The sequence below is a fragment of the Pseudomonas sp. S09G 359 genome (genome assembly GCF_002843605.1).
Classification (GTDB): domain Bacteria; phylum Pseudomonadota; class Gammaproteobacteria; order Pseudomonadales; family Pseudomonadaceae; genus Aquipseudomonas.
Genome location: NZ_CP025263.1, coordinates 6,428,422 through 6,440,754, shown reverse-complemented (window position 1 = coordinate 6,440,754; position 12,333 = coordinate 6,428,422). Strand labels below are relative to the sequence as shown.

The window sequence follows — 12,333 nt, the reverse complement described above, 5'->3', positions numbered from 1 at the left end:
GAACTTGCCAGACTGTCGCCCTGTTTTGTTGCCCTCTGGAAGGGCCGTGAAACGATAAAAGAACGTGGCCCAAAAAAGAAAAAATTGGAGCATCACCAAATGAAGGCATTAGGTTTGAAGAACGCTGGCAAGACCCTCCTCGCCTTGTCCCTGATGGGCGCAATGGCGGGCGCGGCCCAGGCCGACGATAAAGTGCTGCACGTCTACAACTGGTCCGACTACATTGCACCGGACACCATCGCCAACTTTGAAAAAGAGTCGGGCATTAAAGTGGTGTACGACGTTTTCGACAGCAACGAAACCCTGGAAGCCAAGTTGCTGGCAGGCAAGTCCGGTTATGACATCGTCGTACCGTCGAACAACTTCCTCGCCAAGCAGATCAAGGCCGGTGTCTACCAGGAGCTGGACAAGTCCAAGCTGTCCAACTACGACAACCTGAACAAATCCCTGCTTAAAGCCGTGTCGGTCAGCGACCCGGACAACAAGCACGCCTTCCCGTACATGTGGGGCTCGATCGGCATCGGCTACAACCCGGAGAAGGTCAAGGCCGCGCTGGGCGTGGACAAGATCGATTCGTGGGACGTGCTGCTCAAGCCGGAAAACATCGCCAAGCTGAAAAGCTGCGGCGTGAGTTTCCTCGACTCGCCAACCGAAATGCTGCCGGTGGCCCTGCATTACCTGGGCTTGCCGACCGACACCCAGAAGAAAGAAGACCTCAAGCAAGCCGAGGCTCTGTTCCTCAAGCTGCGCCCTTCGATCGGCTACTTCCACTCGTCCAAGTACATCTCCGACCTGGCCAACGGCAACATCTGCGTGGCCGTGGGTTACTCGGGTGACATCGAGCAGGCCAAGTCCCGCGCGGCTGAAGCCGGTGGCAAGGTCAAAGTTGCCTACGACATTCCGAAAGAAGGTGCTGGCAGCTTCTTCGACATGGTCGCCATCCCTAAAGATGCCGAAAACGTCGACGCCGCCTACAAGTTCATGAACTACCTGCTCAAGCCGGAAGTGATGGCCGAGATCACCAACAGCGTGCACTTCCCGAACGGTAACGAGAAAGCCACCGCTCTGGTCGACAAAGACATCACCAGCGACCCGGGCATCTACCCGCCAGCGGATGTGCAAGCCAAGCTGTACGCGATTGCGGACCTGCCGGCTGCGACCCAGCGTGAAATGACACGCAGCTGGACCAAGATCAAGTCGGGCAAGTAAGCCTTGAAACCTGTGGGAGGGGGCTTGCTCCCTCCCACAAATTAAATGACAAAAAGTTTTGCCGGATCGGTTTATCGAGGGTAAGTTGCGCGCCGGTTTTGTTGCCGGGCAACAACTTTGGGCCCAACTATTTAAGAGGACCTCCACTTGCCATTTTCTTTATTTCGCAAAGCCTTGCTGGTGGGTGCAGGTATCACGCTGGCTGTCAGCGTGCAGGCCGCACCGACTGTGCATGTTTATAACTGGTCGGACTACATTGGCCCTGAAACCCTGGCCGACTTCGAAAAGGCCACCGGCATCAAGCCCGTGTATGACGTGTTTGACTCCAACGAAACCCTGGAAGGCAAGTTGCTCGCCGGGCGCACCGGCTACGACGTGGTGGTGCCGTCCAACCATTTCCTCGGCAAGCAGATCAAGGCTGGGGCGTTCCAGAAGCTCGACAAGTCATTGTTGAGCAATTACGCGAACCTTGACCCTGCGTTGCTCAAGCGCCTGGAAAAGAACGACCCGGGCAACCAATACGCCGTGCCGTACCTGTGGGGCACCAATGGCATCGGTTACAACGTCGAAAAGGTCAAGGAAGTGCTGGGCGTCGACCATATCGACTCCTGGGCCGTGCTGTTCGAGCCGGAAAACATGAAGAAGCTCGCCACCTGCGGCGTGTCGTTCATGGATTCGGCGGATGAAATGCTGCCGGCAGTGCTCAACTACATGGGCCTGAACCCCAACAGCACCAACCCGGACGACTACAAGAAGGCCGAAGAAAAGCTGCTGAAAGTGCGGCCCTACGTGACCTATTTCCATTCCTCCAAATACATCTCCGACCTGGCCAACGGCAATATCTGCGTGGCCGCCGGGTTCTCCGGTGATGTGTTCCAGGCCAAGGCCCGTGCGGCCGAGGCGGGCAAGGGCGTGAACATCGCCTACGCGATTCCGAAAGAAGGCGGCAACCTGTGGTTTGACGTGCTGGCGATTCCCAAGGACGCCACCAATGTCAAAGAGGCCCACGCCTTTATCAACTATTTGCTGCAACCTGAGGTCATCGCCCAGGTCAGTGATTACGTCGGTTACGCCAACCCTAACCCGGGGGCGGACAAGCTGATGGAGCAATCGATACGCACCGACGAAGCGGTTTACCCACCGCAGGCGGTTCTCGACCGGACATTCGTCAACTTCGAGCTACCCCCGAAAGTGCAACGTTTGATGACCCGTAGCTGGACCAAGGTCAAGACGGGCAAATAAGGCATAGAGCTCAAACTATCCCGGGTTCGCCTGTATCGGGCGAACTCCACATTTTGTTGGGAGTTTCGTAAATGGCAGTTGCCTCCGGCGCCTATAAGAAAGCCCTCGAGGGCGACCAGACACCGAAAAAGGTGCTGGTCAAAATCGACCGGGTCACGAAGAAGTTCGACGAGACGATTGCCGTGGACGATGTGTCCCTGGAAATCAAGAAAGGCGAGATCTTCGCCTTGCTCGGCGGTTCGGGTTCGGGCAAATCCACCTTGCTGCGCATGCTCGCAGGCTTCGAGCGACCGACCGAAGGGCGCATCTACCTCGACGGTGTGGACATCACCGACATGCCGCCCTACGAGCGGCCGATCAACATGATGTTCCAGTCCTACGCCTTGTTCCCACACATGACCGTGGCGCAGAACATCGCCTTCGGCCTGCAACAGGACAAGATCCCCAAGGCCGAAGTTGAAGCCCGCGTGGCCGAGATGCTCAAGCTGGTACAGATGAGCCAGTACGCCAAGCGCAAGCCGCATCAGCTGTCCGGTGGCCAGCGCCAGCGTGTGGCCCTGGCCCGCTCGTTGGCCAAGCGCCCGAAACTGCTGCTGCTCGATGAGCCGATGGGCGCCCTCGACAAGAAACTGCGCTCGCAGATGCAGCTGGAACTGGTGGAGATCATCGAGCGCGTGGGTGTGACCTGCGTGATGGTGACCCACGACCAGGAAGAGGCCATGACCATGGCCGAGCGCATCGCGATCATGCACCTGGGCTGGATCGCCCAGATCGGCAGCCCGATCGACATCTACGAAACGCCTACCAGCCGTCTGGTGTGCGAGTTCATCGGCAACGTCAACATCTTCGAAACCCAGGTGGTGGATGACGCCGAAGGCCACGCGGTGCTCAAGTGCCCGGACCTCGACCGCGACATTTACGTGGGCTACGGCATCGCCACCTCGGTGGAAGACAAGTCGGTGACCTACGCCATCCGCCCGGAAAAACTGCTGGTGACCTCGGAAATGCCGACCTGCGAGCACAACTGGTCCAGCGGCAAGGTGCACGACATCGCCTACCTCGGCGGGCACTCGGTGTTCTACGTGGAACTGCCGAGCGGCAAGCTGGTGCAGTCGTTCGTGGCCAACGCCGAACGCCGTGGCCAGCGGCCGACCTGGGGTGACCAGGTTTACGTGTGGTGGGAAGACGACAGCGGCGTGGTACTTCGCTCATGAACATGAAGAAGCTCAAGCGCCGCCTGCAACGAATAACTCCCACTGGTCGTCACGCGGTCATTGGTATTCCCTTCCTGTGGCTGTTCCTGTTCTTCGCACTGCCGTTCTTCATCGTTCTGAAAATCAGCTTTGCCGAAGCCGACGTGGCGATCCCGCCGTACACCGAGATCTACACCTTCGTTGAGCAGAAGCTGCAACTGGTGCTGAACCTCAGCAACTACGCGATGCTCGGCGACGACGAGTTGTATATCGCCGCCTACCTGGGCTCGCTGAAGATGGCGTTTTTCAGCACGGTGTTGTGCCTGCTGATCGGCTACCCGATGGCCTACGCCATTGCCAGTGCGCGCAAAGAGATGCAGACCGTACTGGTGCTGCTGATCATGATGCCGACCTGGACCGCGATCCTGATCCGCGTGTATGCGTGGATGGGCATCCTCAGCAACAACGGTTTGCTCAACGGCTTCCTGATGTCTATCGGGTTGATCAACGAACCGCTGCAGATCCTCAACACCAACATTGCGGTGTATATCGGCGTGGTCTATTCGTACCTGCCGTTCATGATCCTGCCGCTGTACGCCAACCTGGTGAAACACGACCAGAGCCTGCTGGAAGCCGCGTCCGACCTGGGCTCGAGCACTTTCAACAGCTTCTGGAAAATCACCGTGCCGCTGTCCAAGAACGGCATCATCGCTGGCTGCATGCTGGTGTTTATCCCGGTGGTGGGCGAGTTCGTGATTCCTGAGCTGCTCGGCGGCCCGGAAACCCTGATGATCGGTAAAGTGTTGTGGCAAGAATTCTTCAACAACCGTGACTGGCCGGTGGCGTCTGCCCTGGCGGTGGTGATGCTGGCGATCCTGATTGTGCCGATCATCCTGTTTAACCGCAGCCAAGCCAAAGAGATGGAGGGCAAGATATGAAGCGCGTCAGGTTCTCAAGCTTCATGCTGGTGGCGGGGTTGCTGTTTATCTACCTGCCGATGCTGATTCTGGTGATCTACTCGTTCAACGAATCCAAGCTGGTGACGGTGTGGGGCGGTTGGTCGATCAAGTGGTACGTCGGTTTGCTGGACAACACCCAGCTGATGGGCTCGGTGGCGCGCTCCCTGGAAATCGCCTGCTATACGGCGGTGGCCGCTGTGGCCTTGGGGACGTTGGCGGCGTTCGTGCTTACGCGTATCAGCCACTTCAAGGGCCGTACGCTGTTCGGCGGCCTGGTGACGGCGCCGTTGGTGATGCCGGAAGTGATCACCGGCCTGTCGCTGTTGCTGCTGTTCGTGGCCATGGCGCAGATGATCGGTTGGCCGCAGGAGCGTGGCATCGTCACTATCTGGATCGCCCACACCACGTTCTGTGCGGCGTATGTGGCGGTAGTCGTGTCGGCACGCTTGCGTGAGCTGGACCTGTCGATCGAAGAAGCCGCGATGGACTTGGGCGCGCGGCCGTGGAAGGTGTTCTTCCTGATCACCATCCCGATGATCGCGCCGTCGTTGGCGGCGGGCGGCATGATGTCGTTCGCACTGTCACTGGATGACCTGGTACTGGCCAGCTTCGTGTCGGGCCCAGGCTCGACCACCTTGCCGATGGAAGTGTTCTCGGCGGTGCGCCTGGGGGTTAAACCCGAGATCAACGCCGTGGCCAGCTTGATTCTGCTGGCGGTGTCGCTGGTGACCTTCCTGGTTTGGTTCTTCAGCCGGCGTGCTGAGGAACACCGCAAGAAAGCCATCCAGCAAGCGATCGAAGAAGCGGCGGCGGATGGTTGGCAACAGCCGGACAAGCGCCGGGCGCCTGCACCGGTCTGAATCTGTGTGAGGTCAAAATGTGGGAGGGGGCAAGTCGAATCGTCGCACCGCCCCTCCCACATTTGATTGGGTTTCAAGTCAACTACGCAGCCCAAGGCGATTTGCGAATCACCTCGACAAAATTCATCGGCTTGAACCCCGGCTCCTGATCCACCAGCACATCGGTCTTCACGTTGCCAAACGTGGTTTGCGGGCGGTGGCGCAAGCCGTCGGCAAACGCGCAGATGATGCACTCCTTGAACCCTTCACCGCGTGGATGCGCATGCACCACGGCTTCGCGCTGCACGCTGGAAAACGCGGCGTAATCCATGCCCAGCACGTCCATCTCGACTCCGGCGGTCACCAGCGCAACGGTCGGGCGCAAGTGTTGCGGCACGCCCGGCGTGGTGTGCAGGGCGATAGACAGCCACACCTGTTCGATATCGTCATCGCTCAGCCCATAAGGCTTGAGGAAGGCCGCGGCGGCATTGGCACCGTCCACTTCGAAACGTTCGTCGTCACTGCGATGGCCTTCCACCAGGCCGAGGTCGTGGAACATCGCGCCGACGTAGAGCAGCTCCGGGTTATAGGCCAGTTGCTTGCGCTCACCGCTCAACGCGCCGAACAGAAACACCCGGCGCGAGTGGTGGTAGAGCAGGTCGGATTCGACGTCGCGGATGTACTCAGTGGTGGCCTTGGCGAGGGCGCTGTCAGGGATCTGGATACCGGCGATGGTGGTGGTCATGGTGGTTCTCCTGTGGGAAGGCTCCAGTCTGGTCGCGTGCCTGCCACCGGGCTATCGCGGCGAGGGTGCGATGTCGGCCAATGTGCCTCGATATCACGCCAGATGCTGTCAAATGTGGGAGCTGGCTTGCCTGCGATGCTGGCTACTCGGTCTGTCAGTTAGACTGGGGTGATGCCATCGCAGGCAAGCCAGCTCCCACAGGGAGTTGTATTTATTCAGCTAGGAAAAGGTGTCTGTAGCCATGGGCAAAACCGTCGGCATCCTGATCTTCCCCGGCGTCCAGTCACTGGATGTGACGGGGCCCATGGACGTGTTCTGCGAGGCCAATCGTTTCCTGGCGCCTGAAGATCATTACCAACTGGAAGTCATCGGTTTCGGCCACGGCACCCTGGTCGCGTCCAACGGCCTGTCATTGCAGGCCCATCGGCATTACAGCGACGCCCTGCAAGCCTATGACCTGCTGTTGGTCGCGGGCGGGCCGCAGTTGCCGTTCGAGGATTTCGGCGCGCCGTTCGATGATTGGCTGCGTGGGGCGACGGCGCGGGCGCAACGCTTTGGTTCGATCTGCAACGGCGCCTTCATGCTGGCCCGCGCCGGCTTGCTGGACGGCAAAACCGTCACCACCCATTGGAATGATGCTGCCGGTTTGGCGCGCCTGTGCCCCTCGGCCCAGGTCGAGGCCGACCGCCTCTATGTGCAGGACGGCAACCTCTACACCTCGGCCGGGGTCACGGCGGGCATCGATTTGTCGTTGTATCTGTTGGCCCAGGACCACGGCCCGGAAGTCGCGTTGAGCGTGGCCAAGCGCCTGGTGGTGTTCACCCAGCGCGCGGGCGGGCAGTCGCAGTTCAGTCCATTTCTTACGCCCCACGCCGAAACCACCTCGGCGGTGGCGTTGGTGCAGCTGTACGTATTGGCGAACCTGACCGGGGACCTGACCATCGCCGACCTGGCCAAGGCGGCCAATATGAGCGCACGCAATTTCTCCCGGGTGTTCGCCCGAGAGGCGCGGGTGACGCCAGCGGAATTCGTCGAGCGGGCGCGGGTGGATGCGGCGCGGGTGATGCTTGAAAGCAGCTCCGCACCGCTGAAGACCGTGGCCTATCAGTGCGGCTTTCGCGACGCCCAGCACATGCGCAGTGTGTTCAACCGCCGGCTGGGCGTCACGCCACAACAGTTCCGGCTTAACTTTGCGGCGCCGATATAAAGCAGTACTCGGTGCAAATGTGGCAGGGCAATTACCTTGCCGGCAATAGTTTCAGCGTGCCGCGCGTATTCGCCGTGACTTCCTCATCACTGAAATGCGCCTGCTCGTAGCCGCCTTCGATATAGGTCTCTGCCTGGTCGCCGTAGTGCTTGTCGAAGGGCACGCCGCTTTGCCCGACCGGGTTGATGGTGAGGGCGTGGGCCACATCGGCAAAGTCGATCAGACGCCGGGTCGACGGGCCGTAGGTCACCGGCCACGGCGCGGGGCCGATATTGGCCGATTGGTTATTCGGCACTTCATGGGTGCCTGGCGCCGGGAACGGGCCGACGTTGACGATCAGGTCCAGCGGTTTCTGCGAGCCCAGCGGGTGGCCGTGGGTCAGGGTGTGCGCCTTGCCCCACTGCCACTGGCTCGGGTCATCGCCGAAGGTGGCCTTGAGGTGCGCGAGGCTGTTGTCCCAGGCGAGCTTGACGGTGTCGGCGCGTTTGCCGTCCCACCATGGCGAGTCCGCGGAGGCTGCCAGGCGTGGCAAAGCGGCGTCGACCACGCGGGTGCTGAGCAGGGTCTTGAACATGCCGTCGCCGAGCTTCGGATGAAAGGCCGCATCGGCGAGGTTGTACAGGAACTGGTTGAACAGCGTGGCGCTGGTGGAGTCCAGCGGATAGTCGCCTTTCCAGTTCGCCAGTTGCTCCACCAGTTTCAATTGCGCCGGGTCCTTGACCACCTCACGCAACACCGGCAACAGCGGCGCCAACAGGCGTGGGCCAAAGGCGCTGGCGGTGCCGAGCTGCAAGGCCTGGCTGTTGGTCACGTCCCACTTCACGCTTTTGTCGCTCAATTGCGCGTTCAGCTGCTGGCCACGGTCGGCGAGGTTGTAATACCCGGGGATCTCCATGCCGGTGGGCGACACCGGCTGCGCATTGGCGGACACCACGTAACCGCGCGCCGGGTTTTCTTCCTGGGGGTTGGCGCTGAAGGGGTAGAAGCCCAGCTTGTCGGCCTGGGCGGTGCTGCCATCAAGGATGAAACCGCCATTCACGCCCGCCGGGCGGATCGGCAACTGCGCGGCTGCCCACCAGCCGATATCGCCCTTGGCGTTCGCCCATACAATGTTCAGGCCTGGCGCGGAAACCTTGGCGGCAGCGGCGCGCGCCTTGGCCAGGGTGTCGGCGCGGTTGAGCTGGTAGAACCCTTCGAGGATCGGGTTCTGGGTGTCGAGGAATGCCCACCACATGGCGACCGGCGTTTTGCCGGCGTTGTCGCCCAGCACGTCATTGATGATCGGGCCGTGGGGCGATTGGCGCAGGGTGAGGCTGACCGGCGCCTGGCCCTTGACCGCAATCTGTTGCTCGCTGCTGGTCATGTCGACCCACTGGCCTTGGTACCAGACCTGGTTGGCGTTATCCGGGTTGACCTTCTCGGCGATCAGGTCGAGGTCATCGTTCTGGAACATGGTCAGGCTCCAGCCGAAGTCCAGGTTGTGCCCCAGGAACGCCACCGGTACCAGCGCGTTGTGATAGCCGTACAACTCGAAGCCCGGCGCCGAGAGTTGCGCCTCGTACCACACCGACGGCACCGAGAAACGGATATGCGGGTCGCCCGCCAGCAACGGCTTGCCACTCTTGGTGCGGCTGCCGCTGATGGCCCAGGCGTTGCTGCCTTCGAACTGCGGCAAGCCATTGTCGGCCAGGGCCTGCTCGCTCAGGGAGGCGATGGAACCGAGGGTTTGCCAATCGCTGGCGGCCAGGTTGAGCGCGCCCTTGGGTTGCCAGTCGAGGTCGAAGACTTTCAGGTAGTCGCTGCCCAATTGGTCGCGTACGTAAGTCAGCAGTGGCTCTGTACGAAACGCGGCGGCGAAGCTGTAGGCCAGGTAGCCGGCGACGCTGATAGTGTCCTCTGGAGTGAAGCGGCGCTTAGGGATGCCCAGTACGTCGAACTCCATCGGGCTGGCGTGGCTGTCCTGATAGGCGTTGATTCCGTCCAGGTAGGCTTGCAGGGCCTTCCAAGCGCCAGATTCATGGTCCATGTGTTCCACGTAGCTCAGCGCGCGCTCGCGAATGCGCAGGCTGCGGAACAGCTTGTCGGTCTCCAGCAACTTGGGCCCCAGCACCTCGGCCAGCTCGCCACGGGCCAGGCGCCGCATGATCTCCATCTGGAACAGCCGGTCCTGGGCGTGCACATAGCCGAGGGCGCGGTACAGGTCTGTCTCGTTCTCGGCGCGAATATGCGGCACGCCCCGGTCGTCGTAGCGCACGGTGACCGAGCCCTGCAGGTTCGCCAGCGTAACCGTGCCCTGGCGGGTCGGTTGCTTGCTGTAGACGTACCAGCCGGCGCCGAGGGCGATGAGCACCAGCAGAACCGCGAGAACCCGCAAGACGCGCTTCATGAACATTCCTTACCCGCAGTGGAGGGACTAACGATCTTTAGGCCACGAACAATAGCAGCCCACCGCCAGGGTGTGAGTGGCATTCACCGCGCGATCTGTTTCAAGCGCCTTCAGGATCGGTTCGATAAAGCTGTTACTGGAATTGCACGTCAGCCCTTCGCTGTACGGACCGAAATACGCGAGCTTGCCGGTGCGGTCCCAAATACCCACGGCCGGGCTGGCCGGCACTTGGTCGGCGCCGGGCAGGGCGCTGAGGGTTTTCATGTTGCGCAGGTTGTCGGGCAACCTGCCGTGGCTGCCGGGCTTTTGCAGGGCGTAGAACTCGACGCCTTGAGGCGCGTAATGCTCGATCAGTTCGCTCAGGTGCTGTTGGTTGCCGACGTTGCACGGGCAGGCCGGGTCCCAAAAGTGCACCAGACGGATCGGGCCGGGGCCGCTGAGTTCGGCGGGCAGGCGCAGCGCGTCGCCGGAAAAAACCGCCGTGTGTTCGCTGAAGGCGCGCAGGTAGCGGCCCTGGAACCAGTCGTATGCCGCCCACAGCACGCCGGCGCAGAGGATCAGGATCACGCTGGCGAACACGGCGGTACGGTAGGGTCGTTGCATTCAGATGCATCCTCGAAGGTCGCGTAGCTTGCCATGCTTGCCCTGACAGATGAATATCGCAGCTCGATATTCATCTTCGCCGCAAGTCTGGAACCCTTTATGCCCGTTACCTTTGACCCTGATCATCTGCGCGAAAGTTTGCGGCCCCTGGTGGATGCGCAACCGCTGAGCGCCGAGGCGCGGGTCTACCAGCGTTTCTATGGGCTGGACCTGGCGACGCGCACAGTGCCCGCCGTGAGCCGGCTGGGGCGTTTCGAGGTGGACGGGTTCCAAGTGGTTGCGCAAGTGTGGTGGCCGCCGGTTCCGGTGGCGACGATGTTTATGTTCCACGGCTTTTACGACCATATGGGCCTGTATCGCCATGTGGTGGACTGGGCGCTGGACCAGGGCTTCGTGGTGATCGCCTGCGACCTGCCGGGCCACGGCTTATCCAGCGGCGCGCGAGCCAGCATCGATGATTTTGCGGTGTATCAACGGGTGGTGCAGGCGCTGTTCGCCCAGGCCCTGGCGCTGCAATTGCCACAGCCCTGGCATTTGTTCGGGCAAAGCACCGGCGGCGCGGTGGTGGTGGACCACCTGCTCAACCACGGCGCCGACAGTCCGGCCCAGGGCAAGACGTTTTTGCTGTCACCCTTGGTGCGGCCGCGTGCGTGGGGGTGGTCGCAGCTCAGCTATTACCTGCTGCGGCCGTTCGTCAAAGGTATCGCCCGGCGCTTCAGCGAGAACACCAACGACCCCGCCTTCAAGCCGTTCCTGGAGGCCGACCCGCTCCAGCCGCGCCAACTGCCTACCGCCTGGGTGGGCGCACTGGCGCGCTGGATCAAGCGTATCGAGGCCGCGCCACGCAGCCCGAGGCGCCCGGTGATTGTGCAGGGTGAGGAAGATATGACGGTGGATTGGCAGCACAACCTGCAGGTGTTACAGGGCAAGTTTGATCAGCCTGAAGTGTTGATGTTGCCGCGGGGCAGGCATCACCTGGCGAATGAGATTCCGCAGATTCGCGAGGAGTACTTCAAGTACCTGACGGAGCATCTGAATTAACACAGGTCAAATGTGGGAGGGGGCAAGCCCCTCCCACATTTAGTTACTGTGTCAGGCTGGAGGTGCTTTGGCCCACTGCCAGCCCTGCGCGAATCGCCGCCAGCGCCGCCTGGTAATACGCCTTGCCCTCCGCCGACTCCGCAAACGTAGCGAATTCTTCCAGCTCCGGGTCAGACAAATCCCGGTACACGTACAGCAACGTATTGCTTAGATCCTTATCGATCTGTTGCATCAAACGCTCGCGCTGCCCATTCAACATACCCTGCGCCTGGCCGCCGCCCAATAGGCCGGGGATCATCTGGCTCAGGCTGTCAGCGGCTACGCCGGCGATGGCCAGGCTGACTTCCGCGCCGGCTTCGCGCGCAGGCAGGGCCTGGGCCAGGTGGCCGATGATCAAGCTGCGGGTGGCGTCGGCTTCGATATGCGGCAGGCCCTGGGCGTTTTTCGCCAGCTGGTCGCGGCGGGTGGCCAGCAACTCGGCGGCGACGATCTTGCGCCCCAGCGGCGATTGGAAAAACGCCAAGGCGGGTGCAGGGTCCGCCAGGTTCTTGCGCAATTGCGCTTCGGCGCGCTTGTCCATGGCCTGGGCGGCGAAGCGTTTATTGCTGTTGTCGACCAGCGCCTGGTACACCGCCGGCGGCAGGCTATTGCGGTAGCGTTGCTGGGCCGCACTGAGGGCGTCATTGAAATGCGCACGTTGTTCGGCCCAGCCGGCGACCTTGTACAACTGGTCATGGCCGTCTGCCCAGGCGGGCAAAACGCAGAACATCAGCAAGGAAAAAAACAAACGACGCATATGGACTCCTGTCAGTCGGCCACTATTGTCCGTGTCGGGCGTAGGATTTGTCGAGAAGTCCTATCAGTCACCTGACTAAAGTGTATTCAGACGCTCGGCGGCTCTGTCGTATT

Annotated in this window: 11 protein-coding genes; 7 read left to right on the top strand and 4 right to left on the bottom strand. The window is 61.3% G+C overall.

From position 1 onward, the window contains the following. Positions 1 to 114: 114 nt before the first annotated feature. From CXQ82_RS29695 to CXQ82_RS29675, 5 genes are all read left to right on the top strand, one after another. Positions 115 to 1,209, top strand: coding sequence for a polyamine ABC transporter substrate-binding protein (locus CXQ82_RS29695; RefSeq protein WP_101273884.1), 1,095 nt, complete (start codon positions 115 to 117; stop codon positions 1,207 to 1,209). Between the two features lie 147 nt (positions 1,210 to 1,356). Beyond that, positions 1,357 to 2,451, top strand: a complete 1,095-nt coding sequence (locus tag CXQ82_RS29690; RefSeq protein WP_101273480.1) for a polyamine ABC transporter substrate-binding protein — start codon at positions 1,357 to 1,359, stop codon at positions 2,449 to 2,451. Between the two features lie 71 nt (positions 2,452 to 2,522). Continuing rightward, positions 2,523 to 3,665, top strand: a complete 1,143-nt coding sequence (locus CXQ82_RS29685) for an ABC transporter ATP-binding protein (RefSeq protein ID WP_101273479.1) — start codon at positions 2,523 to 2,525, stop codon at positions 3,663 to 3,665. After that, positions 3,662 to 4,582, top strand: coding sequence for an ABC transporter permease subunit (locus CXQ82_RS29680; RefSeq protein WP_101273478.1), 921 nt, complete (start codon positions 3,662 to 3,664; stop codon positions 4,580 to 4,582). Before CXQ82_RS29685 ends, CXQ82_RS29680 begins: the two co-directional genes overlap by 4 nt. Further along, positions 4,579 to 5,463 carry an ABC transporter permease subunit gene (locus tag CXQ82_RS29675; RefSeq protein ID WP_101273477.1) on the top strand — a complete coding sequence of 295 codons (885 nt, stop codon included), beginning with the start codon at positions 4,579 to 4,581 and terminating at the stop codon, positions 5,461 to 5,463. The genes CXQ82_RS29680 and CXQ82_RS29675 overlap by 4 nt, the downstream gene beginning before the upstream one ends. Positions 5,464 to 5,545: 82 nt before the next feature. Here CXQ82_RS29675 and CXQ82_RS29670 read toward each other — a convergent pair whose 3' ends face one another. Beyond that, positions 5,546 to 6,187: an HD domain-containing protein gene (locus CXQ82_RS29670; protein ID WP_101273476.1), complete on the bottom strand. Its 642-nt coding sequence runs from the start codon at positions 6,185 to 6,187 to the stop codon at positions 5,546 to 5,548. A 241-nt stretch (positions 6,188 to 6,428) separates the two neighbouring features. Between CXQ82_RS29670 and CXQ82_RS29665 the strand changes: the two genes are divergently transcribed. Continuing rightward, entirely contained in the window at positions 6,429 to 7,394 is a 966-nt protein-coding gene (locus CXQ82_RS29665; protein ID WP_101273475.1) for a GlxA family transcriptional regulator, read from the top strand. 31 nt (positions 7,395 to 7,425) lie between these two features. Here CXQ82_RS29665 and CXQ82_RS29660 read toward each other — a convergent pair whose 3' ends face one another. Continuing rightward, positions 7,426 to 9,780 carry a penicillin acylase family protein gene (locus CXQ82_RS29660; RefSeq protein WP_101273474.1) on the bottom strand — a complete coding sequence of 785 codons (2,355 nt, stop codon included), beginning with the start codon at positions 9,778 to 9,780 and terminating at the stop codon, positions 7,426 to 7,428. A 27-nt stretch (positions 9,781 to 9,807) separates the two neighbouring features. Then, positions 9,808 to 10,383: a DUF6436 domain-containing protein gene (locus CXQ82_RS29655; protein ID WP_101273473.1), complete on the bottom strand. Its 576-nt coding sequence runs from the start codon at positions 10,381 to 10,383 to the stop codon at positions 9,808 to 9,810. A gap of 99 nt (positions 10,384 to 10,482) precedes the next feature. Between CXQ82_RS29655 and CXQ82_RS29650 the strand changes: the two genes are divergently transcribed. Then, a complete protein-coding gene (locus tag CXQ82_RS29650) occupies positions 10,483 to 11,424 on the top strand; it encodes an alpha/beta hydrolase (RefSeq protein ID WP_101273472.1) in 942 nt (313 codons plus the stop codon). Between the two features lie 43 nt (positions 11,425 to 11,467). Here CXQ82_RS29650 and CXQ82_RS29645 read toward each other — a convergent pair whose 3' ends face one another. Next, positions 11,468 to 12,220 carry a DUF2059 domain-containing protein gene (locus CXQ82_RS29645; RefSeq protein WP_101273471.1) on the bottom strand — a complete coding sequence of 251 codons (753 nt, stop codon included), beginning with the start codon at positions 12,218 to 12,220 and terminating at the stop codon, positions 11,468 to 11,470. Between the last annotated feature and the right edge of the window lie 113 nt (positions 12,221 to 12,333).